The sequence below is a fragment of the Streptomyces viridochromogenes DSM 40736 genome, from assembly GCF_000158955.1.
Classification (GTDB): domain Bacteria; phylum Actinomycetota; class Actinomycetes; order Streptomycetales; family Streptomycetaceae; genus Streptomyces; species Streptomyces venetus.
The window spans coordinates 8,293,858-8,317,183 of sequence record NZ_GG657757.1 but is presented as its reverse complement, the minus strand read 5'-3'; the positions used below and the strand labels follow the sequence as shown (position 1 = coordinate 8,317,183).

The following is a 23,326-nucleotide window of genomic DNA, read 5'->3' as shown; positions in this document are numbered from 1 at the left end:
GCCATTCGGCGTACCCCGGGCGCCGGGGCGGGCGCCCACTGTCTGTCCATGACGGGCAGGAGCATCCGGAAGGCGAGGGTGACCACGGCCAGCAGCGCGGCGCACACGGCGGCCCCGGAGGCGAACCACGGCGGGGCGAGCGCCAGTTTCACGGCCCGGGGCAGGGACGCGGACGGGAAGGAACTCTGGTACGCCTGCGCTCCGGCCAGCACCGTGGGCACCACCACCGCTCCGGCCAGCACCACCAGGACGGGGCGCAGGGCCAGCAGCAGCGCCAGCACCGTGCACAGCACCGACAGGGCGAGGGCGTACGCGTGCAGGCCCAGGGACACTCCGCCGCGTTGCAGCGGGAAGTGGGCCACCGCGCACACGGCCAGGGCGAGGGCGGCGAGCCATCCGGTCCACGACACGGACCGGGCGAACCGATCCGTGGCACTTCCGTGGTCCGCAGGCGCGGAGCCGAACGTCCGGCGGTTCTGGCGAACCGGGTCCGGCCGTGCCGCGCGGCGTCCGGTCAGCCGGCGGGGCGGCTCGGGATCCAGGATCTCACCGGGGCCGGGACGCGACGGCCCGCTGGGCAGGGGGCCGTTGCGGTCCAGCCGCTCCAGGCCGAGGCGGTCGATCAGCTCCACCAGTTCCTCGACGGACCGGCCGGTCGCGGCCGCCCGCAGGGCCTCCTCACGGACGTGGGGTTCCTGCGGCTGCTTGTGCAGCAGGGTGACCAGCCTGGTCACTTCCTCCACCGGGCGGTGGGCGGCCGCGGCCCGGATCGCCTCGTCGGCGCAGTCGGCGTCACGCGGGTGCCTCGTCAGCAGGGCGATCATCCGGCAGACGTCCTCGACGGCCCGGCCCACTCCGGCGGTGCGGAGCGCGTCGACCCTGGCCTCCGCGTGGGCGGGGGACTCCTCCAGCGAGGTGATGAGGGCGACGACCTCCTCCAGGGGCCGGTCCGCCACCGCGGCGTGCACGAGGTCGCTGACGGCGTCGCCGTACGGTGGGGCGGCGCCGGGGCCGGCGCCGGGGCGCAGCTCCACCAGATTCTCGTCGAGCGAGCGGACGACGAACGGTCCGGGGCCCGGCTTGTCCGTTCCGCGCGCGGCCGGCCGGCTCGTCCGCTCCGGGGCGGAAGCGGCAGGCCGCGCAGCCCCGGCGTCCACCCGGTGCGCGCCGGGAGCCGCGGCCTGTCCGGCTGCCTCACCCGCCTGGTCATCGGGGTCGGCCGACCGCGCGTGCGCCTGGTCCGCCTGAGGAGAGCCGAGGGCGACGGGCCCGGTGCCCGACCGTTCGGCATGGCGTGAGCCGGCCACCGCGGGCTCGGGTGCCGAAGAGTTCGTCTCGTACGGGCCCGCGGCGGGCTGCGTGCTCGTCTGCTCCACCTGGTAGCCGCCGGTCTCGACGGTTCTCCCCGCGGACGGCTCAGTGGACCCGTTCGGCTCAGGAGTTATGGCGGGTTCGTGCGAGCGGGGTGATGAAGAGCAGGTGGTCATAGTCGCCTCCACGGGAAGAGTGCGGCCGCTCCTGCGCCCCCCGTCGTGTGACGAGCGACGTTACGCTGACCATTACTAGGCGCCCGCGTCACACCGTGCCACTCGGGTACGCCACCGGGATGACCGCCCGCACGGGAAAATCCGCCGACGCGCCGACATGTCCGGCTCCGGCGGCAATACAGCCGCCGGAAACGGGAATCCACGTAGGGACACCCCGTGTCGCGGCACGCCTGGGAGGGGACCCCGTGGATACGACCACAAAGGTGATCATCGTGGCCGCGGTTCTCGCGGCGCTCGTCCTCGTCTTCGCCGTCGGCATCTTCGTGCGGCTGGTCCGGACCCGGCGCGAGCTGCGGCGCGTGGGATTGCCCACAGGCCCGCGCTGGGTCTTCTGGGGCGCGGTCCTCTATTTCGTGCTGCCCGTCGACCTGCTGCCCGACCCCGTGTACCTGGACGACATCGGCGTCCTGCTGCTCGCTCTGCGCACCGTCCGCGGCTCCCTCGGCGAGCGGGAGCGCAGTACGGCACGTCGGCCGGACCACCAATCGGCGCGATGACTACGGAAAGTAAGGAAACCAACCACCCGTTCGATTCGTATAAGTCTCTGGAAGCCGAAACGAGCCGGCGGACCGGGTGGCCGTGCCCCTGAACCACCGCTCGATCGGCGCAGCACCGACGAGGGAGAGACGATGCAACCGTTCGCGCTCAACTACGCGCGCCCGGCAGTGGAGTTGGAAGCTGTCATTCCGTATGTGTACGACGCCGGACTGCAGCTGAACGTGCTTCTGGACGGCCGGGTCGCCGCCTGCGACTTCGCCGTGCTGAGAGAGGTGGGCACCACGACGTCCACCGCCGGCTCCAAGACGCACTTCGACGACTGAACACGGGCCGCCGAAGATGACCGTACTGATCCTCACCTGTGAGGAGGACGTGACCGCGGACATGGTGGTCGTGCACCTCAACGCCTCCGGCGTTCCGGTGGTCCGGGTCGATCCGGCCGACCTGACCGGGGGTGTGGCACTGTCCGGGGAGTACGTCCACGGCCGTTTCCGTGGCCATCTGTCCGCCGGGGGGCGGCTGGTGAGCATAGGCGGGCTGCGATCGGTCTGGGTGCGCCGGCCCGGCGCGCCTGCCGGTCGGGCGGTCCAGCCGTCGGCGTGGCTGACCGAGGAGGCCGCCCAGGCGCTCTACGGCATGCTGCGGGGCTCGGACGCACGGTGGATGAACCATCCGGACGCGGCGCGCCGGGCCCGGCACAAGCCGTGGCAGTTGCGCCTCGCCCAGCGGTGCGGCCTGCCCGTACCGGCGACGCTGATCACGACCTTTCCGCGCGCCGCCCGCGAGTTCGCCGAGCGTTACCCGGAGCTGGTGGTCAAGCCGGTGTCGGGAGCGCATCCGCAGGACCCGCCGCGGGCCGTGCCGACCAGCCGGGTCGCACCGGACACGGACTTCTCGGCCGTGGCGTACGGGCCGACGCTGTTACAGCGGCGGATCGGCAAGCGGGCCGACATCCGTCTCACCGTGGTGGGCGAGCGGATGCTGGCAGCCCGCAAGGCGACCGCCGCGGACGCCGACCCCGACGAGGTCGACGTGCGTTTCGCCGCTCCAGGTTCGCCGTGGGAGCCCACCGACGTTCCGTCGAACATCGCGCCGGGTGTCCGGGCCTATCTTCGGGAGGCGGAACTGGCGTACGGAGCCTTCGATTTCGTCGAGGACGCCGACGGGACCTGGTGGTTCCTGGAGTGCAACCAGTCCGGACAGTTCGGGTTCGTGGAGGTGGAGACGGGGCAGCCGATCGCCCGCACCATCGCCGAGTGGCTGGCCCGTCCCGTTCCGGATGAGCAGGCGCGGGTCAACGAGAGGAACGCGAGTATCCGTTGAGTGGGACGGGCTCACTGCTGCCTCGGGGCGGGCAGCATGGCGGTGCGCTGCCAGCCCGTGCCCGGGGAGTGCGGCCGGTCGTAGCCGGGGGACTGCGCGGGCCGCATGACCAGCTCCAGTTCCCTGCTGACGCGTTCGGCCTCGCGGCGAACCTGTGCGGGCACATCGCCGCACTCCGCGATGAGTCGGTCGTAGATGGGGGAATCCTGGAACACCCGTCAACGTGCCTTTCTGCTCGTCGCCCCCATACGGGGGCGAGAGTGCGAGTGTAGGCGGCAAGGTGTCCCGGAGTGTGAATTCCCTGGGCGGACTTGACGCAGACCGGACACCTGTGACAGGCGTCCGGCGGGTGGGGCTCAGGCTCCCGTCGTGGAGCCCGGCCGGACGATCATCAGGACGGTGACCGTCGCCCACAGGAGGTTGAAGACGCCGGTGAACATGGCGAGTCGCACGGTGTCACGGTGGTCGACCGCCTGCTCGCCCTTGAGTTGACCGAGGAGCTCCTCCTGCCGGGGCAGGACGAAGGCCACCAGGACACCGGCCGCCGCCGCGGTCAGCGCGATGGAGGTCACGAGCCATCCGCTGCCCAGGACGCCCATCGCGGCACCGGTGGCGAACCCGAGGAGCGGGACGGACAGTCCGACGGCGGCGTAGACGCGGCAGATGCGGTGCAGCAGGGCCGCCGTGCCGACGGCGGACGGGTCGGGGTCGTCGCCGCCCGCGGGAGCGGCACGGCGGGCCGCCGGCGGGAACATGCTGGCGGCGACGGTCACGGGACCGATGGCGACGATGGCGGCCAGGACGTGGAGGGACAGCAGGAACTTGGTCACCGGGACTCTTTCCGTGATGCGAACGACGGTGCCCGGCTCACGTTAGGGAGCCCGGGCATGATCTCCCCATGGGCTGAAACGACAGCCTCCGACGGATTCCCGCCAACTCGCCTGACCTGTGCCTACGTCTCGGCGGGCCGCCGCTCCCCCGTCCGATGCAGTTGGCGGGAACACCCCTAGGGTGGCGGTCATGCACACCGTGGCGATCCTGGTTCTCGATCGAGTCGTGCCGTTCGACATGGCGGCGCCCCAGCAGACGTTCGCGTGGACACAGATGCCCGACGGGCGGCCCGCCTACCGGGTCCGGTTGTGCGCGGAGACACCGGAGGTGCGTGCGGACGGCGGTTTCACGCTGCGCGTCGACCGGGGGCTCGAGGCACTGGCGGAGGCCGACACCGTCATCGTGCCGGGCTGCTCCCCCGAGGCCGCTCCTCCTTCGGCCCGGGTGCTGGCGGCTCTGCGGCAGGCGGCCGAGGCCGGCACCCGGATCGCGTCCGTGTGCGTGGGTGCCTTCGTGCTGGCGGAAGCAGGACTGCTGGACGGGCTGCGCGCCACCACCCACTGGGTGGCCGCCGGTGAACTGGCCCGCCGCTACCCGCGGGTCGTGGTGGAGCCGGACGTGCTGTACGTCGACAACGGGCAGATCCTCACCTCGGCCGGTGCGGCTGCCGCGCTGGATCTGTGCCTGCACATGGTCCGGCGGGATCTGGGATCGGCGGTCGCGGCGAACATCGCGCGGATGTCGGTCATGCCGCTGGAACGGGAGGGCGGGCAGGCCCAGTTCATCGTGCACGAGCACCCGCCCGTGCCCCGCGGGTCGGCGCTGGAGCCGTTGCTGGAGTGGATCGAGGACCATCTCGCGCACGAGGTGACGCTGGGCGCGCTGGCGGCGCGCGCCGGGATGAGCGAGCGGACCTTCAGTCGCCGTTTCCGCGAGCAGACCGGCACCACGCCGCTGCAGTGGCTGCTGCGGGCGCGGGTGCGGCGGGCCCAGTACCTGCTGGAGAACACCGACCACTCCGTCGAACGGATCGCGCGTCAGGCGGGGTTCGGCTCGCCGACGGCGTTCCGGGAGCGGTTCCGCAAGGTGGCGGGCACCACGCCCTACGCGTACCGCACGGCGTTCCACGGGCGGACGAACGCCTCGGCGGCCCGATCGTAGGCCGCCGAGGCGCGACACCCGGTCCGTGCCGGGCCTCTCACGATCTCAGCCGACCAGCGTCAAGCCGTTCTCCCCGTCCACGTCCGCGGCCTCGGACCGCCCCTTGGTGAGCAACAGGGCGTCGGCCTTGGCGATGGCGTCGTGAATGCTGGACGTCCCCATCATCACGCACAGCGTGTAACTGAGGTCCTCCAGCTCGCGTGCCGCCGTCGGCACGTGCCTCTCCGCCTGAGCGATCCTCAGCGACGCGTACCGCGTCAGCAACTCCCTGACGACCTTCCGGTCCGGTACGAGCACGTAGCGCCCCTCTCTCTGTTTTTCGCTGCCTATGCCCGAACCACGCGGAATCATTCACATGTCTTTCTCACCTGGGGCGGAAATGACGAGAACTGATCGGCTCCGGCCGGTCGCCAGGCGAGCCGGCCGCTGTGCCTGGGCCGTGTACGCCCCGCCCCGGCCCAGGAGTTCCTCGTGCGTGCCGACCTCCTGGATCCGGCCCTCGCCCATGACCACGATGCGGTCGGCGCCCTGGACGGTGACAGCCGGTGGACGACGACGAACGTGGTCCGCCCGTGCGGCAGCCGGGCGAGTGCCTGCTGGACGAGGGTCTCCGAGCGGGTGTCGAGCGCCGAGGTCCGCCTCGTCCAGGAGGAGCACCTCGGGGTCGCGGATCAGGGCCCGGGCGATGGCGAGCCGCTGCCGCTGCCCGCCGGACAGCCGCGCGCCGTGTTCGCCGACCAGGGTGTCGAGGCCCCTGGGAAGCCGGCCGACGTGGGGCCGTCCGCTGCGTGAGATCCGGGGGGGGGCGTCCCGCTCAGGCGGCGTCCAGTTCCGCCAGTTCCTCGGGGGTCGGCGTGAGGTCGGCGGCGGCGAGCGAGTCGCGGATGGTCTCCGGGCGGCTCGCGCCCGGGATCGGGACGACGACCGGCGACTTGGCGAGCATCCAGGCCAGGCACACCCGCTGCGGACTCACCCCGCGCGCCTCGGCGATCCGGGCGAACGCGGCGTGGGCCGAGCCCAGTTCACCGGCGCGCGAGATGCCGCCGAGCGGGCTCCAGGGCAGGAACGCGATGCCGAGTTCGTCGCACAGGCGCAGCTCCGGCTCGCTGGAGCGGAACGCCGGGGAGAACTGGTTCTGCACGGAGACCAGCCGGCCGCCGAGGATGTCGTTCGCCTGCCGGATCTGGTCCGGGTTCGCGTTGGAGATCCCCGCCATGCGGATCTTGCCCTCGTCCAGGAGGTCCCGGATCGCTCCGACGGAGTCGGCGTAGGGGACGCGCGGGTCGGGGCGGTGGAACTGGTAGAGCCCGATGGCCTCCACGCCGAGCCGGCGCAGGGACGCCTCGCAGGCCTCCTTGAGGTGGCGCGGGCTGCCGTCCAGCGTCCAACTGCCGTCGCCGGGGCGCAGATGGCCGCCCTTGGTGGCGACCAGGACGTCGCCGCCGCGGTCGTGGGTGGCGAGGGCCTTGGCCAAGAGGGTCTCGTTGTGGCCGACCTCGTCGGCGTCGCGGTGGTAGGCGTCCGCGGTGTCGATGAAGGTCACGCCGGCGTCGAGCGCGGCGTGGACGGTGGCGAGGGAGCGCTCCTCGTCCGGTCGTCCCTCGATGGACATGGGCATCGCGCCCAGGCCGATCGCGCTGACCTCGACGTCACCGATGCGGCGGGTGTGCATGGGCTCGCGACCTCTTCCGGCTGTGTTCTCGGCTGTCGGGCGATGGTGCGTTCCAGCCTGGACCCGGGGCGGCCCGAGGTCCAATAGAAGATGGAGAACGCATTCAGCACTCGGGCAACTGAATCGCGCCCGCCGCTCGGCGGCCGGTCGGGCACCCCTTGTCACAGGGGGATGAAAGCCGGCGTCGAATGACTCAACTCCCCCACACAGAACGGCGATCCACTCGGCACTCCGCTGTCTCACTGCCATATTCGAGGACCACTTCGGAGGTGGTCGTGAGCACAGAGGTGACGGCATCCGGCCCGGGAGAAGCGACGACGCACGTGCCCGGGAGCACCGCGGAGCGTGTCGCCGGCCTGGAGGACCGCCGGGGCGCGGCGGTGGCTCCGGACGGGCCGCGCAGGCGCGGGGAGTTCTCGGCCCGGGAGCGGATCGAACGGCTCGTGGACAAGGACTCCTTCACCGAGACCGGCCTGTTCGTACGAGCCCGGCCGGCCGGGGTGGACGCCCGGCGCCCCTACGGCGACGGGGTCGTCACCGGGTACGGCACGGTCGACGGCCGCCCGGTGTGCGTGTTCGCCCAGGACTCCACGGTGTTCGGCGGCAGCATGGGTGAGGCGTTCGGCGAGAAGACCGCCGCCCTGATGGACCTGGCGCTGAAGACCGGCTGCCCGGTGATCGGCCTCAACGACGGAGGCGGAGCCCGGATCCAGGAGGGTGTCGCCGCTCTCGCCCTCTACGCCGAGCTGGTGCGGCGCAACGTCAAGGCGTCCGGGGTGATCCCCCAGATATCGGTCGTCCTCGGGCCGTGTGCGGGCGGTGCCGCGTACTCGCCGGCGATCACCGACTTCACGGTGATGGTGGACGGCGCCTCGCACATGTTCGTCACCGGCCCGGACGTCATCGAGACGGTCACCGGCGAGCGCACCACCGCCGAGGAGCTGGGCGGCGCCCGCACCAGCAACACGGTCAACGGCAACGCCCACTTCCTCGCCGCCGACGAGGCGGACGCCCTCGACACCGTGCGCGACCTGCTGTCGTACCTCCCGGCCAACAACCTGGAACGGCCGCCGGAGTACGCCCCCGGGCACGCGCCGTCCGGCACCGGGCTCGACGAGGTCGTCCCGGACCGGCTGGGCGAGGCCTACGACATGCGGGACGTCCTGCACGCGGTCGTCGACGACGGTGAACTGCTCCAGGTGCAGGAGCTGTTCGCGCCGAACATCATCTGCGCCCTGGCCCGGGTCGAGGGCCGCTCGGTGGGTGTCGTCGCCAACCAGCCGCTGCACGCGGCCGGGGTCCTCGACATCGACGCGTCCGAGAAGGCGGCCCGGTTCGTACGGTTCTGCGACGCTTTCGGCATCCCGCTGCTGACCTTCGCCGACGTGCCCGGGTATCTGTCCGGGGTACGGCAGGAGCAGGCCGGGATCATCCGACGCGGAGCGAAACTGCTGTACGCCTACGCCGAGGCGACCGTACCCAAGGTCACGGTGGTGGTGCGCAAGGCCTACGGCGGCGGGTACGCGGTCATGGGCTCCAAGCACCTGGGCGCCGACGTGAACCTCGCCTGGCCCACCGCCCGGATCGCCGTGATGGGCGCCGAGGGGGCCGTGGGCGTGCTGCACCGGCGTGAACTCGCCGCCGCCACCGACCCCGAGGCGCTGCGCGCCCGCCTGCTCGCCGCGTACGAGCGCACCCACGGCACCCCGTATCTCGCCGCCGAGCGCGGGTATGTCGACGCCGTCATCGCACCGCGCGAGACCCGGGAGCAGGTCTGCCGCGGGCTGCGCGCCCTGCGCGGCAAACGCGCGCCGATGCCGGAGCGCCGGCACGGCAACATCCCGCTCTAGCCGCCTTCCTTCTTTTTGCGACCCCCCCTGCAGATCCGCGCCGTGAGGAGCCCCGCCTGATGGACAGCCGCCGCCCCCCGCTCGCGCCCGTGTGCCCCACGCTGCCGGAGTACGTGCGGCACTGGGCCGAAACCACCCCCGAACGCCGGGCGTTCAGCTTCGTCGAGCATCCGGCACCGCACTCGCGCGGCGTCCACCGCACCCTGACCTGGCGCCGCCTGGACGTACGCGTGCGGGCGCTCGCCGCCCGCCTCGCCGGGCAGGCCGCGCCCGGGGACCGGGTGGCGCTGCTGTGCCCGCAGGGCACGGAGTACGTGACCGCGTTCCTCGCGGCCCTGACCGCCGGGCTGGTCGCCGTGCCGCTGTATCCGCCGGGCCTGCCGGGCCACGCGGACCGGCTCGCGGGCGTGCTCGCCGACGCGTGTCCCGAGGTCGTCGTGACCACGCGCCGGGCCCGGGACGAGGTGCGCGAGTTCATCGGTGCCGACGGGCCGCAGATCGTCGTCGCGGACGAGGTGAGCGACGACGAGGGCCGGAACTGGCGGCCCGGCGCACCGGACCCCGGGGCGACCGCCTATCTCCAGTACACCTCCGGTTCGACGCGAGCCCCGGCGGGCGTGGAGATCAGTCACGGCAACGTCGTCGCCAACGCCCGCCAGGCGCTCGCCGCCTACGGTGCCGACACCCGCCCGGTGACCTGCGTGGGCTGGCTGCCGCTCTACCACGACATGGGTCTGGTGCTCAGCGTGGCGGCCCCGGTGGTGCGCGGAGTGCTGTCGGCGCTGATGGACCCGGCGGCGTTCCTGCACGAGCCGGTGCGCTGGCTGCGGCTGCTCGCCGCGCATCCGAACGCGATCAGCGCGGCGCCCAACTTCGCCTACGACTACTGCGTCGCGACCGTCACCGCCGAGCAGAGGGAGGGCTTGCGGCTGGACGGGGTCACCGCGCTGATCAACGGCAGCGAGCCGGTCCGGCCGGGCACGGCCGACCGGTTCCACGCCACGTTCGCCGCCCAGGGCCTGGCTCCCGAGACGCACTGTCCGTCCTACGGGCTGGCCGAGGCCACCGTGTTCGTCTGCGCGGCCCGGCCGGACGAGCCGCTGCGCCGGTTCGCGCTCGACCGTGACGCCCTGGCGGCCGGGAAGGCGCTGCCCGCGCGGGCTGACGATCCCCGGGCCGTGCTGCTCGCGGGCTGCGGCAGCCCGGCGGACCAGCGGGTCCGGGTCGCCGACCCCGTGACTCGGGCGCTCCTGTCGGAGGGCGAGGTCGGCGAGATCTGGGTGCAGGGCCCGAACGTGGGCCGCGGCTACTGGAACCGGGACTCGGAGGACGTCTTCGGGGCCGAGTTCGCGGGCGCCGCGGCGGAGCCCGGCCGCTGGCTGCGCACGGGTGACCTGGGGACGGTGCTGGAGGGGCAGCTGGTCGTCACGGGACGCCTGAAGGACCTGATCATCGTCGACGGCCGCAACCACTACCCGCAGGACGTCGAGGCCACGGTCCAGGAGGCGCACGAGGCGGTGCGCCGGGACCGGCTCGCGGCGTTCGCCGTGCCGGGCGGCGCCGGTGGTGAACGGGTCGTCGTCGTGGCGGAGCACGCGCGGACCGCGCGCCTCGCCGAGCTGGACGTGCCGGGCGTGCTGCGGGCCGTGCGCGGTGCCGTCTCCGCACGGCACGGGCTGCGGCTCGCCGACGTCGTGCTGGTGCCGCCGGGCACGGTGCCGCGTACCTCCAGCGGGAAAGTGTCGCGGGCGCTGACCCGGGCCCGGTACCTGGAGGGCGCCTACGGCGGGCGGGACCGGGTGGCGGCGGGTGCCGCGGGATGAGGCCCGTCGAGGAGGGCGCGCTGCGCCGGCTGATCGCGGAACGGGTGGCCGTCTGGTACGGCACCTCCCCCGAGGACGTCCCCATGGACCGGCCGCTCGCGGATCTCGGCATGTCCTCACGGGACGCGGTCGCCCTGGCCGGTGAGCTGTCCCGGGCCACGGGCCGGGAACTGCCGGCCACACTGCTGTGGGAGACGCCCACCGGGGAGGCCCTGGTGGCGCGGCTGTGCCGAACGGAGGCCGAAGCGCCACCGGGGGCGCCGCCCGCGGTGCCGGGCGGGACCGCCGGGCCGGTCGCCGTCGTCGGGGTCGGCTGCCGGCTGCCCGGCGCGGTGCACGGCCCGGACGACTACTGGCGGCTGCTGTGCGAGGGCGTCGACGCGATCCGGCGGGTCCCGGAGGACCGCTGGCGCGACTTCACCGCCTTCCCGCCCGCCGACGCACGCCCCTACGGCGGGTATCTCGACGACATCGCCGGGTTCGACGCGGAGTTCTTCCGCATCACCCCGCGCGAGGCCGCGGTGATGGACCCCCAGCAGCGGATCCTGCTGGAGGTCGTCCACGAGGCGCTCGACCACGCCGCCGTACCGGCCGGGTCGCTCGCCGGCACCGCCACCGGGGTGTTCGTCGGCGTGTCCGCCCCGGAGTACGGGCAGCTCACGGGCGCCGATCCGGCCGCCGTCGATCCCTGGGCCCCGGCCGGGGGCGCGTTGAGCGTCACCGCCGGACGGCTCGCCTACGTCCTGGACACCCGGGGGCCGAGTCTGGCCGTCGACACGGCCTGTTCGTCCTCGCTGGTCGCGGTGCACCACGCCTGTGTCAGCCTGCGTATGGGCGAGAGCGACACGGCGATCGCCGCCGGGGTGAACCTGCTGCTGTCACCGGCCGTCACGGTCGCCTTCCGCAGAGCGGGAGCCCTCGCGCCGGACGGGCGGTGCAAGCCGTTCTCGGCGGGGGCCGACGGCATCGGGCGCGGCGAGGGCTGTGCGGCCGTGGTCCTGAAGCGACTGTCCGACGCGGAGCGGGACGGGGACCGGGTGCTGGCCGTCATCCGCGCCACGGCCGTCAACTCCGACGGCCGCTCGAACGGGCTGATGGCGCCCAACCCGGCGGCTCAGCGGGCGTTGCTGGAGAGCGCGTACGCGCGGGCGGGACTCGCCGCGGCACAGGTCGACTACGTGGAGGCGCACGGCACCGGTACGCCGCTGGGCGACCCGATCGAGGCGGGCGCGCTCGGCGCGGTGCTCGGCGCGGGCCGCGACCCGGACCAGCCGCTGCTGCTGGGGTCCGTGAAGGGCAACCTCGGCCATCTGGAGTCGGCCGCGGGCGTCGCCGGCCTGGTGAAAACAGTGCTCGCCCTGCACCACGACGGCATTCCGCCGTCGCTGCACTGCGCGCAGGGCACGTCCCTCACCGACGACCGGCTGCGCGTCGTGACCGAGCCGGAGCCCTGGCCCCGCTACGGCGGCACGGCCGTCGCGGGGGTCTCCGGGTTCGGCTTCGGCGGCACCAACGCCCATGTGGTGCTGGAGGAAGGGACGTCCGGCCCGGTCCCCGCACGACCGGCCGAGGAACCCGCCGCCCGCCTGCACCTGCTCTCCGATCTCGACGCCGAGCGCGTCCGCGACACGGCGGGCAGGCTCGCCGACTGGCTGCGCGGGAGCACCGCGCACCCCGCCGACGTGGCCCGGACCCTCGCAGGGCGGACCGGCCGAGGCCCCGTCCGCGCCGCTGTCGTGGCCCGGGGCCGGGCCGAACTGGCCACTGCCCTGGGTTCGTTGGCGGCGGGGCGGGACGACGCACGGGTGGTGACCGATGACCGTGACCGCGTGGGACGCGGCCCGGTGTGGGTGTTCTCCGGCTACGGCAGCCAGTGGCCCGGTATGGGCCGCCGTCTGCTGGCCGAGGAACCCGCGTTCGCCGCCGCCGTGGAGAAGCTCGACCCGCACCTCGCCCCGGAGTGCGGCATGTCCCTGCGCGACCACCTGTCCCCCGGGGCCGGCCTCGACCGCCTGGAGGTCGCCCAACCCGTCCTGTTCGGGATCCAGTTGGCGCTCGCCGAGCTGTGGCGTTCGTACGGGGTCGAGCCCGCCGCGGTGATCGGCCACTCCATGGGCGAGGTGGCGGCGGCCGTGTGCGCGGGCGCGCTGGACGTGGCGGACGGGGCGCGAGTCATCGCGGTGCGGGCCCGGCTGCTGAGCGGGCTGCGCGGTGGTGCGATGGCCGTGGTGGATCTCGACGACACCGAACTGAAGTATCTGGAGCGGGACTTCCCCGGTGTGCACGTCGCCGTGCACTCCTCGCCCCGGCAGAAGGTCGTCACGGGAGAGGAGACGGCCGTGGCCGGGCTGGTGCGCCGGCTGGAGGGGCAGGGCCGGGCGGCCCGGGCCATGCGGGTCGTCGGCGCCGGGCACTCTCCGCAGGTGGACGCGCTGTTGCCGGAGCTCGTCGAGGCGCTCTCCGGCATCCGGGGCCGGCGGGCGAATGTCCCGGTCCACTCCACCGTCCTCGACGACCCGCGTGGCGACTGCGTGTTCGACGCGGCCCACTGGGCGGCCAACATGAGGCGGCCCGTACGGCTGGACCGGGCGCTCGCGTCCGCGGCGGCCGACGGCCACACGGCCTTCGTCGAGGTCTCGCCCCACCCGGTGCTGGCGGGAGCGATCGCCGACACCGTGCCCGGCGCCCTCGCCCTGGCCACCCTGCGCCGGGACTCCGACGGGGCGGAGGCGTTCGCCGGCCGGCTGGCTGCCCTCTACGCGGCGGGCGGGCGGCTCCCCGTGCCGCCCGGCCGGGTCGTCGACCTGCCCCTGCCCCGGTGGCGGCACGTACGGCACTGGTGGACGGACGGCCGGGCACACACCGAGCCGGTGCCCGAGGAGGAGCCTCCCGCCGACGTGCCGGAGTCCTCCTCGGTCCTGGGCCGGCTGACCCGCCACATCGCCGCCGTCACCGGCCACCGGCCCGCCCGCATCACCCCGCAAGCCCGATGGGCCGACCTCGGGCTGGACTCGCTGATGGCCGCCCGCATCCGTACCGCCGTCGAGCACGAGTTCGGCATCGAACTGTCCCTGCGCGACCTGTTCGCCGCCGTCACCGTCGAGGACACCGCCGCCCGCGTCCAGCGGGCGCTCCCCCGTGAGGACACTCCGCTGTCCGTGCTGCGCGCCACCGGCTCGCGGCCCCCGCTGTTCCTGGTCCACGCGGCCGGCGGCCCGGTCTCCGTGTACCACGCGCTCACCGAACGGCTGGGCGACGACCAGCCGGTGTACGGGCTGGAGCGGATCGAGGAGGCCCGGACCGTGCCGGCGAAGGCACGGCGCTACGCGCAGGCGATCAGCACCGTTCGCCCCGACGGGCCCTGCGTGCTGGGCGGCTGGTCCTTCGGCGGCTTCGTCGCCCAGGAGACCGCACGGCAACTGACCGCCGCCGGGCGGGAGGTGCGGCTGGTGGTGCTCATCGACTCCGTACGGCCCCTTTCCCGCCCGGGGCTGACCCGGGCCGACCGGATCCGGGCGCACTTCGAGGGCTTCGCCCGCCACGTCGCCGGCGCCTACGGCGTCGAGCTGGAGTTGCCCTTCGACCGGCTCGTGGCCATGGAAGACGACCGGGCCCGCATCGACACCGTGCTGGGGGCGCTGCGCGAGGCCGCCGCCGTGCCGCCCGCCGCGCTGGAGCACCAGCGGGCGTCCTACCTGGACCTGGGCATCGGGGAGTCGCACGACCCCGGCGGCTACACCGGGCAGGTCGTCCTCTACCGGGCCACCGAGCCCGCTCCCCACACCGTGCGCGACCCGGCGTACGAACGGGACGACGAGGCGCTCGGCTGGGACGAGGTGTGCCCGCGCCTGGAGGTCGTGCGGGTGCCCCGGTCACCACCTGTCGCTGCTCGATCCCGCCGCACGTCGACGAGATCGCCGCCCACCTGAGCCGGGTGCTCGCCGAGCGGGGCCCCCTGAACCGAACCCCGAGGGAGCCGCCATGTCCCGACCCTGCCGCCGAAGCCCCGCCACCGGAGTGTCCCGGCGCACCGTTCGCCCCGGGCGACGGGCCGCCGCCGGCCTCGCCGTCCTGTTCGGGGCCGCGGGCGGGAACGGGCCCGGGCCCGGGCGGCCACCCGGCTTGGGCCGCGCTCGCTGGACGTGTCCGTTGCCCTCCGGCCGCGCTCTGCCGCAGGCGCGCCGGGTACGGCTGGATCCTGCCGTCCGGTTTCGACACGCGGCCGGGGCGGACGTATCCCGTGCTGTACCTGCTGCACGGCGCCCACGACGACTACACGTCCTGGACGCGGGAGACCGACATCGAGGCCTTCACCGAGGGCCGCGACCTGATCGTGGCGATGCCGGACGCGGGCCCCACCGGCATCCCCAGCGCCTGGCGCGGCGGACCCGACTACGAGACGTTCCAGGTGAAGGAAGTGCCCGCGCTGCTCGCCCGGGACTACCGGGCCTCCGGCGTACGGGCGGTCGCCGGCGTCTCCACCGGCGGTTACGGCGCGATGGCCCACGCCGCCCGCCACCCCGGGATGTTCGGGGCCGCGGCCTCCTACAGCGGCATTCTGGACACCACCGCCCCCGGGGTTCCCGCCATCATGGACGCGATCGTGGCCCGCGAGAACCTGCCGGCCGCGTCCCTGTGGGGTCATCCGGTGCTCAACCTGCTGACCTGGCGGGATTTCAACCCGCGTGCCCGCGCCGGTGGTCTGCGCGGCACCGCCCTGTATGTCTCGCAGGGCAGCGGAGTGGGCGCCGGCAGCGGTGATCCGCTGCCCGGGATCCTGGAGAGCGCCCTGTGGCCCTCGGCCCAGGGCTTCGCCGGCGCGCTGGCTCTTCTGGGCATACGGGTCAGCACGCACTTCTACTCGGGAGGAGGACACGACTGGCCCTACTGGAGGCGGGAGTTCACCGCCTCATGGCCGATGCTCGCCCATGCGCTGGGCGTGCCGGAGTGACGGAGGTGCCGTCGGGGCACGGAACGGAGCGGAAGGGACGTCCGTCCGAGAGAGGACTGCCCACTCCTCCCACTGGCAACCGCCCGCGGGTGAGCCGCTTCCGGTCGAATGGAGTGTCCGTGATGGCTGTGCCCACCCCGCACGGTGTGCCGGACCTCCCCGCCACACCGCCGGTCCCGCCCGAGCTGGCGGAGCTGTTGCGCTCCCAACTGGCGGTCGTCGCCGACGAGGTGGAGGAGGAGGTCCGCCGTCAGGTCCCCGAGTACGCGCGGCCCGCCGACGGGACGTACCGCCGGAACCTGCGGTCCGGGGTGGTGCAGGCGCTGACGTTGTTCGTCGACCACATCGCCGACCCGCGCGACGACGGGGGTGCGATCGCGGCGACGTACTACGAACTCGGGCGGGGCGAGGCCATGGAGGGGCGCAGCCTGGACGCGCTGCAGTCCGCGCTGCGGGTCGGCGGTCTGCACGCGTGGCGGCTGATGGGCCGCACGGCGGAGAAACTCGGCCTGGACTCCACGGTCGTGGCCGCGCTCGGGGAGCTGGCATTCCGTACCGTGCACGAGGTCGCCCAGGCGGCCGCGGCCGGCTACGCGGAGGCCCAGCTGCGCAGCTCGGACGAGCTGGAGCGGCGCCGCAGACGGCTGCTGGACCTGCTCCTGGAGGAGGGACCGGTGGCGCTGGAGGCCGTGCAGGACCTGGCGCACGGCGCGCGCTGGCCGGTTCCCCGCACGGTCGCCGTGGTGGCACTGGCCGCTGCGCCGGACCGGCGGGAGGAGGACCGGCCGCTGGCGGCGGCCGGTGCGCTGCTGGACATGGAGTCCCGGCCGCCGAGCATGCTGGTGCCCGACCCGGACGGCTCCGGCCGCTTCGGCGGCCGGGCGTTCACGCTCGCGCTGCGCGGCCGGCCCGCCGCGATCGGCCCGACGGTCGCGGTCACCGAGGCCGCGCAGTCACTGCGCTTCGCCACCCGGGCGCTCGGGCTGATGGGGCGGGGGATCCTGCCCCGCCAGGGCGTGGTGCGGTGCTCGGACCATCTGTCGACGCTGCTGCTGTACGGCGACGAACCGCTGCTCGAACGGCTCCAGGCGCGGGTCCTCGCCCCGCTCGACACGGTCTCGGTGGGGCAGCGCGAGCGGCTCGCCGAGACGCTGCTCGCGTGGCTGCTCAGCGGCAGCAACGTGCCGGACGTCGCCGTACGGCTGCACATTCACCCGCAGACGGTCCGCTACCGCCTGCGGCAGCTGGAGAAGCTGTTCGGCGACGCCCTGCACGATCCGGAGGCCCGCCTCGATCTGATTCTGGCGTTACGTGCGGAAGCATTGGACACACGGCAGAACTGACTCCGCCTGTTCAGACGCCGTACTCAATCGGCGACAAAAAACCGCGGCGATTCCATAATCCCGTCCATAACCTCCGGCGAGGGAAAGCGAATACGTTCGGGCCGTCCTTTTTCGCAGGCGCTCGACGCGCCTCACTCGCGGAGGATCCCCCATGCGTATCCGTTTGTGTCTCGCCGCGCTGTCGCTGGCCGGCGGGGCCGGACTTGCCACCCTCTCGGCTCCCCCGGCCACCGCTGCGGCCTGCTCGGACATCGAACTCGTCGCGGCCCGCGGCACGTTCGAGCCGGGCACGCTCGGCTTCATCGTCGGCGACCCGGTGTATTCCGCCCTGCAGAAGAAAGCGCCGGGCAAAAACGTGTCCAGCTACAAGGTGAACTATCCGGCCGACCTCTCCCCGACGTCCGCCGCACAGGGCAACGCGGACCTGGTGAACCATGTGAGGAGCCAGGCGGCCGCCTGTCCGAACCAGAAGTTCGTGCTCGTCGGCTATTCGCAGGGCGCGAATGTCGTCGACAACTCGATCGGCGTCAGCAGCGCGGGTGCGGTGGTCGGCAGCCCCATCGTGGCTCAACTGCCCGCCGCGGTCGAGCCGAAGGTCGCCGCGGTGCTGCTGTTCGGCAACCCGATCCGGGCGATCGGCAAGAGCGTCACCGGCACCTACCAGAGCCGCACCCTGGACATCTGCGCCAAGGGCGACCCGGTCTGCGAGAGCGGCGGGGGTGACGTCGGGGCGCACCTCAGCTACCGGGACGACGCCGACGCGGCGGCCACGTTCGCCGCGGGCAGGCTCTGAGCCCGCGGCCACACCCGAAGGGGCCCGGGAGGATCTCCTCCCGGGCCCCGTGCGTGCGTACGGGACGGCGTCAGCGCGGTGACCGCGCGAAGCCGGCGAGGCTGGTGGAGACGGGCTCGGGCCGGCCGTTGTTCTGCTCGGCCGCGGCGGTCAGCACGTCGAGGTGCTGGTAGCCGTCGGCGACCACGGGATGCAGCTCGGGCGGGACCCGTCCGGCCAGCAGCCCCTCACCGGCGAGCACGGTGAGCACCGGGTTGGCCTTGAGCCCGTCGGGATGGACGACGAGCTTCTTCACCTGCGGCGAGCCGGACAGCTGGAGGTCGGTGACCAGCTTGGTCGGGAAGTACTGCTCGGTGAAGTCCAGTGGCTGCTCGGCCAGGCTGCGGGCCAGCTGCCGCACGTCGGTGACCTCCTCACCGGGGCCGGTGAACGGAGTGCCGTCGGCCGACCGGTAACCGGGGTCGTCGGGATCGCCGACGCGGTCGTAGGTGCGCCAGGTGTAGAGCGGCCCCTGCGGCCGGTCCGGGACGGCCTTGTACGCGGTGCCGTACAGCCCGGGCTGCCGGTCACCGCCGTTGGCGGCGGGGAAGCTCTTGTCGGCGATCGGCCCGCCGTCGAAGAAGCCGACACTGGTCTGCAGGAACGCCAGCGGTACGGAGTTGTCGTCGAGCAGGGCCCCGAGCACCGCCCCGTTGGTGAGCCGGAAGTCCTTCACCGCGGGCGAGCCGCTGAGGAAGGCCGCGGTGTCCTTGGCGAACAGGAAGCGGTGGGTGGCCTCGATGTTGAGGTTGGAGGGCAGATAGCCCGGCAGGTCGGCCTCACCGTCCAGGTCGTCGAGGGCGCCGAGGCCGGCGATGCCGAGCAGGGTCATGGTCTCGGGGTTGAGCAGGACCGGCGCGGACAGCGTGCGGGACAGCACGCCGCTGTCGAGCCCGGCCTGGACCACGCCGTAACCGAGGCCGACGTCGGGCAGGTTGGTGTCGTCGGGCAGGTTGCCGCTGAGGTCGGCCAGCGAGGTGGAGACGGTCGTGTCGAGGGCGAAGTAGCCGGCGCACTGGTTGTACCCGGCGTCCGTCGTGGTGGCACGGTTGCCGTCGAAGTCGGCGGCGGCGAAGTAGCCGGTGATCACCCCGCCGAGCGAGTGCCCGCCGCACAGCGCCTTCCGCTTGCGCTGCGCCTGGTCGGGCAACTCCGCGGCGAGCAGGTCGTACTGGTCCCGTACGGTCTGCTCGATGCCGAGTTTCGCCATCCAGCCCAGCTGCCCGTTCTCGGCGTAGCCGCCGAAGGTCCGGCCGTCGACCTGCTTGCCGCGGTAGTAGTAGTCGACGGCCGTGTGCTGGTCACCGGAGGCGATGCCGGTGCGGTCCTCCAGGCAGTTGGAGCGCCGGTCCAGCGCCCAGAACTCGATGTGCGCGCCCTGCTCGGCCGCTCGCGCCACGGTGTTGCGGGCGACGCTGTCGAACGCTCCCGCTCCTTCCAGGATGCCGGGCTGGGCGATGAGGATCCGGTCCGCGCCGGCCGCCGCGCCGGGCCCGTCGGCCGAGCGGTAGCGCAGGTACGACAGCCAGTCGCACCCGGCCGGGCGGGGTCCGGCCGACTCCGGCAGTGGCACCTTCACCCGCACCACCGTCTCCGTCACCCCGGTCACCGGCGACGTCGACGCCACGGGCGTCTCGGTCCGCGCCCCGTCGGCCCGGGCGCCCGGGGCGGCTGCGGTGAGTGACCCCGCGGCCAGCAGCACCGCCAGCGCGGTACCGCGCCACTTCCCTCTGTCCCTACAGTTCATGTCCATGCCATGGACGCTAGGGCGGGGGCGCAGGGGCTCTCAGGGAGTGCTGATGAGAACTCAGCTTCCGGATCGCGCCTTGTCACCGGCGCACAGCGCACCTGCCGCCGGGTGCCCGGGAGCGCCCGGACGTGCCCGACGTGTCCCGCTTCTGGCCGCGGTCGAGCTGCGAACCTGCGGTTTCGGGCGCATGGTGGGGCTATGGACGGTCAACCCCCCGTGGTCGTGCAGCCGCCCGCGTCGGACGGCGGACGGCTGGTGACCATCCATGGCGAGCGCATGGGCGTCGCCTACAGCCTGTTCGACGTACTGGACCTGCTGCACCGCGAGGGTCTGCCCACCACCGACACGGCCGTCGACGACACCGAGCTGATCGAGTGGCAGGGCGGCGGGCCGTACGACTGGAACAACGGGGCGTCCGACGAGGCGTGAGCCTCCCTACGACCGGTGCCGGCCCTTCAGCCCGACGCGGCAGGTGCCTCCTCGGCGAGCCGGTCGAGGCGGTCACGGTGGGCGGGCGTCAGCTGCAGGTCCGCCGCGGCGAGGCTGTCCTCCAGGTGATCCGTCCGGGCCGTGCCGGGGATCGGCAGGACGACCGGGGAGCGGCCGAGAGTTGGCGCGGCAGGGCCGGCCGCGGGGGCACATCGCCCCATCTCGCACGGCACGCTCGGCGAGCCGTTGTCAGTGCCCGGCGTTACGCTGCGCGCAAATGGCTTCTGCCCCCTTTCGGGAGGTTCTCATGGTCTCGCGCCTCAACCCATACCTCACCTTCAACGGTGACGCCCGGCAGGCGATGGAGTTCTACAAGGAGGTCTTCGGCGGTTCCCTGAACCTCCACACCTACGGCCAGTTCGGCCAGGCCGACGCCCCGAACGCCGACAAGATCATGCACGGCATGCTGGAGACCACCAGCGGCTTCACCCTGATGGGCGCCGACAACCCGCCCGGTACGGAAGCCGGACAGGGCCAGCCCTTCTCCGTGAGCCTGAGCGGCGACGACGACGCCGAGCTGCGCGGCTACTGGGAGAAGCTGTCCGCGGGCGGCTCGGTGTCCGTCCCGCTGGAGAAGCAGATGTGGGGCGACGTGTTCGGCATGTGCACGGACCGCTTCGGCGTCCCGTGGATGGTCAACATCGGCAGAACGGAGAGCTGAGCAGGCCCCCAGGGTGGTCCCGGACCGCCCGGCCCAGGCCGCCCGTACGCGCCGTTCACCTGACGGCGCGTACGGGCGGCCTCGTTTTGTTGGGACGTCCTGACAAAGCTGTTGACATCACCCGAAGGCGCCCGCATAGTACCTGCCACTAGAGCGCGCTAGTGACGCGCTCCAGTCACCGCGTACGCAGGGTCCGCACCCAGGACCGCCGCATCACCCATGACCGCCGCCGCCCAGGGCGCCCACCCGCCGCCCGCCTCCAGCACCGGGCCGGCCTTCGTCACGAAGGACAACGTCGACAGCGTCGCCGAGTTCGCCAAGAAGGGCACGCGCTAGAGCGGAGTGCGGGGCGCGGGGGCGGGGACGGGGACGGGGACGGCTTGGGAACGCGGGTCAGACCGCCCCGGTCACCCGGGAACCGGCCCGCTGGTCCCCCGAACCACCAGCTTCGGGTCCAGCACCGCCTCCCTCGGCTGGAGTTCCTTGTCCTCCAGTCGCTCGACGGCGAAGCGGACCGCGTGCTCGGCCATGAGGAGGGCGTCCTGGCGGACCGTGGTCAGGCCGATCGGCATGAGGTGGGAGAGGTGGCTGTCGTCGTAACCGACCACGGACAGGTCGCGCGGAACGTCGACACCCGCCCGGGTGAGGGCCATCAGCAGACCCATCGCGCAGCGGTCGTTGCCGGCGAGGACCGCCGTCGGCAGCGGCCGCCCCGCGTCCCGTTCGTCCAGGAGCAGACGACCGGTCTCGACACCCGACTCCTCGGTGTGGTGACCGGGGATCACCCGCGCCTCGTCCTCCAGCCCGTGGCGGCGCATCGCGGCGCGGTAGGCGCGCCGGCGCTCCGCCGAACCAGGGCCGCGTCCGCCGTCGATGTGCACGATCCGGCGGTGTCCCAGCTCCACCAGGTGGTCCATGGCCTGCCGGACACCCTTGCCCTCGGCGGAGTGCACGAAGTCGACCCGGGCCTGGGGCACCCGGCGGCTGACCGAGACGGCGACAGTGCGCCGGGCGAGGGCGTCGAGGTTGGCGGGGTCGGCGTCCGGGCCGAGCAGGATCACCGCCTCGCAGCGGTGGCTGAGCAGCGCCTCGATCGCCTTGGCCTCACTGCGGCCGCGCGTGGCCCCGGAGAGCAGGACGTCGTAGCCGAGCCGCTCGGCCTCGGGGTAGATGCCCGTGATGAGATCCGTGTGGAAGGTCTGGTGCACGGTGAACATCACGCCGAGCGTGCGGCTGCGCCCGCGGGCCAGCAGCCGGGCCGCGCTGTCGGGCCGGTAGCCGATCTCGTCGGCCACGCGCAGGACCCGTTCCCGCGTCTCCCGGCCCGCCCCCGCCTGATTGCGGAAGATGATCGAGACCAGCGCACGGGACACGCCCGCCTTCGCGGCGACGTCCGCCATCGTGGGCCGCTGCCCGCCCGATGCATCCACCTGTGATCCACCCTCCGCCGCCGACCACCTTAGACGGTGCTCCGCTCCGCGCCGCCGCGCACGACTCCAGCAATCTCCCGGCAACACCCTATTGACATGACATTTGGACAGAGGCCATCGTACTCGAACTAGAGCGCGCTAGTAGAGCGCGGCAGGAACTCCACCACTTCCAGCTGAGCCCCCTGTCTCCCTTCCCGAAGGACACCCAAGATGGCAACGGCGCCTCCCCCTCTCCGCACCACCGTCGGCAATCTGTGCCTCGGCTCCGCCCCCGACTCATGGGGCGTCTGGTTCCCCGAGGACGAACACCAGGTGCCGTACACCCGCTTCCTCGACGAACTGGTCCGGGCCGGTTACGAGTGGCTGGAGCTCGGCCCGTACGGCTACCTCCCCACCGACCCGCGGCGACTCAAGGCCGAGCTGGACGCCAGGGGCCTGAAGGTCTCCGGCGGTACCGCGTTCGGCGCGCTGCACCGGCCCGAGGCTTGGCACGAGATGCTCGCCCATGTCCGGCAGGTCGCCGCGCTGACCGCCGCGGCGGGCGCCCACCACCTCGTCTTCATCCCGCCGATGTACCGGGACGAGAAGACGGGCACGTTCACCGAGTCACCCGAGCTGACCGCAGAGCAGTGGGCCGGGTCCGGCCGGGCCGCCGACCGGCTGGGCCGGCTGTTGCTGGAGGAGTACGACGTACGGCTCGTCGTCCACCCGCACGCCGACAGCCACATCCAGACGCAAGCGGAGATCGAGCGGCTGCTGAACGAGTCCGACAGCCGCTACACCAACCTGTGTCTGGACACCGGGCATGTGGCGTACGGCGGCGGGGACAACCTCGACCTGATCCGCCGGTTCGGTGAGCGGGTGGGCTATGTGCACATCAAGCAGATGGACCCGGAGATCCTGGCGCAGGTCGCGGCCGAGGGCCTCTCGTTCGGCGAGGCCGTCAAGCGCGGGGTGTGCGTGTCCCCGCCTGCCGGGGTGCCGAAGCCGGCCGACGTGGTGGGCGAACTCGCCGCGCTCGACGCCGAGTTGTTCGTGATCGTCGAGCAGGACCTGTACCCCTGCGCTCCCGAGGTGCCGCTGCCCATCGCGCTCAGCACGCGGGAGCACCTGGCCGGCTGCGGCCTGTCGGGTACCCGGCGCCCGAATCTCGACAGGTAAGGAG

Annotated in this window: 21 protein-coding genes and 1 pseudogene; 13 read left to right on the top strand and 9 right to left on the bottom strand. The window is 73.1% G+C overall.

All coding sequences use genetic code 11. The annotated features are described in order from the left end of the window. A partial coding sequence (locus tag SSQG_RS38425) for a hypothetical protein (RefSeq protein WP_003995024.1) occupies positions 1–1,487 on the bottom strand: 1,487 nt, incomplete at its 3' end. A gap of 245 nt (positions 1,488–1,732) precedes the next feature. Between SSQG_RS38425 and SSQG_RS36500 the strand changes: the two genes are divergently transcribed. The 3 genes from SSQG_RS36500 (at position 1,733) to tgmB (ending at position 3,368) form a co-directional block, all read left to right on the top strand. Beyond that, positions 1,733–2,044 (top strand): YkvA family protein, encoded by a 312-nt coding sequence (locus SSQG_RS36500; protein ID WP_039934447.1) that lies wholly within the window; start codon positions 1,733–1,735, stop codon positions 2,042–2,044. Positions 2,045–2,176: 132 nt separating this feature from the next. Further along, positions 2,177–2,368 (top strand): putative ATP-grasp-modified RiPP, encoded by a 192-nt coding sequence (gene tgmA / locus SSQG_RS36495; protein ID WP_003995022.1) that lies wholly within the window; start codon positions 2,177–2,179, stop codon positions 2,366–2,368. A 16-nt stretch (positions 2,369–2,384) separates the two neighbouring features. Then, positions 2,385–3,368, top strand: coding sequence for an ATP-grasp ribosomal peptide maturase (gene tgmB / locus SSQG_RS36490; protein WP_003995021.1), 984 nt, complete (start codon positions 2,385–2,387; stop codon positions 3,366–3,368). 11 nt (positions 3,369–3,379) lie between these two features. Here tgmB and SSQG_RS36485 read toward each other — a convergent pair whose 3' ends face one another. Both SSQG_RS36485 and SSQG_RS36480 read right to left on the bottom strand, forming a co-directional pair. Beyond that, positions 3,380–3,583, bottom strand: a complete 204-nt coding sequence (locus tag SSQG_RS36485) for a hypothetical protein (protein ID WP_003995020.1) — start codon at positions 3,581–3,583, stop codon at positions 3,380–3,382. Between the two features lie 141 nt (positions 3,584–3,724). Continuing rightward, positions 3,725–4,198: a hypothetical protein gene (locus SSQG_RS36480; RefSeq protein ID WP_003995019.1), complete on the bottom strand. Its 474-nt coding sequence runs from the start codon at positions 4,196–4,198 to the stop codon at positions 3,725–3,727. A 190-nt stretch (positions 4,199–4,388) separates the two neighbouring features. Between SSQG_RS36480 and SSQG_RS36475 the strand changes: the two genes are divergently transcribed. Continuing rightward, positions 4,389–5,360 carry a GlxA family transcriptional regulator gene (locus SSQG_RS36475; RefSeq protein WP_003995018.1) on the top strand — a complete coding sequence of 324 codons (972 nt, stop codon included), beginning with the start codon at positions 4,389–4,391 and terminating at the stop codon, positions 5,358–5,360. A gap of 45 nt (positions 5,361–5,405) precedes the next feature. Here the strand turns inward: SSQG_RS36475 and SSQG_RS36470 are convergent, their stop codons facing one another. From SSQG_RS36470 to SSQG_RS36460, 3 genes and pseudogenes are all read right to left on the bottom strand, one after another. Continuing rightward, complete coding sequence (locus SSQG_RS36470; RefSeq protein ID WP_039934445.1) at positions 5,406–5,657, bottom strand: DUF5133 domain-containing protein; 252 nt, start codon at positions 5,655–5,657, stop codon at positions 5,406–5,408. 116 nt (positions 5,658–5,773) lie between these two features. Next, positions 5,774–6,131: pseudogene (locus SSQG_RS40090) on the bottom strand (ATP-binding cassette domain-containing protein); the annotation flags it as partial. Positions 6,132–6,174: 43 nt separating this feature from the next. Further along, a complete protein-coding gene (locus SSQG_RS36460; RefSeq protein WP_003995015.1) occupies positions 6,175–7,032 on the bottom strand; it encodes an aldo/keto reductase in 858 nt (285 codons plus the stop codon). A 323-nt stretch (positions 7,033–7,355) separates the two neighbouring features. Here SSQG_RS36460 and SSQG_RS36455 point away from each other — a divergent pair, with 323 nt between their 5' ends. The 6 genes from SSQG_RS36455 to SSQG_RS36430 all read left to right on the top strand — a co-directional run bounded on the left by SSQG_RS36455 (position 7,356) and on the right by SSQG_RS36430 (position 17,792). After that, on the top strand, positions 7,356–8,882 hold the full coding sequence (locus SSQG_RS36455) for an acyl-CoA carboxylase subunit beta (protein ID WP_039935743.1): 1,527 nt from the start codon (positions 7,356–7,358) through the stop codon (positions 8,880–8,882). Positions 8,883–8,941: 59 nt separating this feature from the next. Further along, positions 8,942–10,705: a fatty acyl-AMP ligase gene (locus SSQG_RS36450; RefSeq protein ID WP_003995013.1), complete on the top strand. Its 1,764-nt coding sequence runs from the start codon at positions 8,942–8,944 to the stop codon at positions 10,703–10,705. After that, complete coding sequence (locus SSQG_RS36445) at positions 10,702–14,634, top strand: type I polyketide synthase (protein WP_003995012.1); 3,933 nt, start codon at positions 10,702–10,704, stop codon at positions 14,632–14,634. Before SSQG_RS36450 ends, SSQG_RS36445 begins: the two co-directional genes overlap by 4 nt. Before the next feature lie 311 nt (positions 14,635–14,945). After that, entirely contained in the window at positions 14,946–15,656 is a 711-nt protein-coding gene (locus tag SSQG_RS36440) for an alpha/beta hydrolase (RefSeq protein WP_425315009.1), read from the top strand. Between the two features lie 122 nt (positions 15,657–15,778). Further along, the gene (locus SSQG_RS36435; RefSeq protein ID WP_039934443.1) at positions 15,779–16,999 is read left to right on the top strand and encodes a PucR family transcriptional regulator; all 1,221 of its coding nucleotides are present in this window, start codon (positions 15,779–15,781) and stop codon (positions 16,997–16,999) included. Positions 17,000–17,150: 151 nt separating this feature from the next. Next, positions 17,151–17,792 carry a cutinase family protein gene (locus tag SSQG_RS36430; RefSeq protein WP_003995009.1) on the top strand — a complete coding sequence of 214 codons (642 nt, stop codon included), beginning with the start codon at positions 17,151–17,153 and terminating at the stop codon, positions 17,790–17,792. Positions 17,793–17,862: 70 nt separating this feature from the next. On the opposite strand, the gene SSQG_RS36425 is transcribed toward SSQG_RS36430, so the two are convergent. After that, positions 17,863–19,584, bottom strand: coding sequence for a hypothetical protein (locus tag SSQG_RS36425; RefSeq protein WP_244299382.1), 1,722 nt, complete (start codon positions 19,582–19,584; stop codon positions 17,863–17,865). 195 nt (positions 19,585–19,779) lie between these two features. Here SSQG_RS36425 and SSQG_RS36420 point away from each other — a divergent pair, with 195 nt between their 5' ends. Next, positions 19,780–20,010, top strand: a complete 231-nt coding sequence (locus SSQG_RS36420; protein WP_003995007.1) for a hypothetical protein — start codon at positions 19,780–19,782, stop codon at positions 20,008–20,010. Positions 20,011–20,036: 26 nt separating this feature from the next. Here the strand turns inward: SSQG_RS36420 and SSQG_RS36415 are convergent, their stop codons facing one another. Beyond that, on the bottom strand, positions 20,037–20,231 hold the full coding sequence (locus SSQG_RS36415; RefSeq protein ID WP_003995006.1) for a hypothetical protein: 195 nt from the start codon (positions 20,229–20,231) through the stop codon (positions 20,037–20,039). 86 nt (positions 20,232–20,317) lie between these two features. Here SSQG_RS36415 and SSQG_RS36410 point away from each other — a divergent pair, with 86 nt between their 5' ends. After that, the gene (locus SSQG_RS36410) at positions 20,318–20,731 is read left to right on the top strand and encodes a VOC family protein (RefSeq protein ID WP_003995005.1); all 414 of its coding nucleotides are present in this window, start codon (positions 20,318–20,320) and stop codon (positions 20,729–20,731) included. Between the two features lie 407 nt (positions 20,732–21,138). On the opposite strand, the gene SSQG_RS36405 is transcribed toward SSQG_RS36410, so the two are convergent. After that, entirely contained in the window at positions 21,139–22,131 is a 993-nt protein-coding gene (locus tag SSQG_RS36405; RefSeq protein ID WP_039934438.1) for a LacI family DNA-binding transcriptional regulator, read from the bottom strand. Positions 22,132–22,371: 240 nt separating this feature from the next. Here SSQG_RS36405 and SSQG_RS36400 point away from each other — a divergent pair, with 240 nt between their 5' ends. Continuing rightward, positions 22,372–23,322 (top strand): TIM barrel protein, encoded by a 951-nt coding sequence (locus SSQG_RS36400; protein WP_003995003.1) that lies wholly within the window; start codon positions 22,372–22,374, stop codon positions 23,320–23,322. The last annotated feature ends 4 nt before the right edge of the window (positions 23,323–23,326 follow it).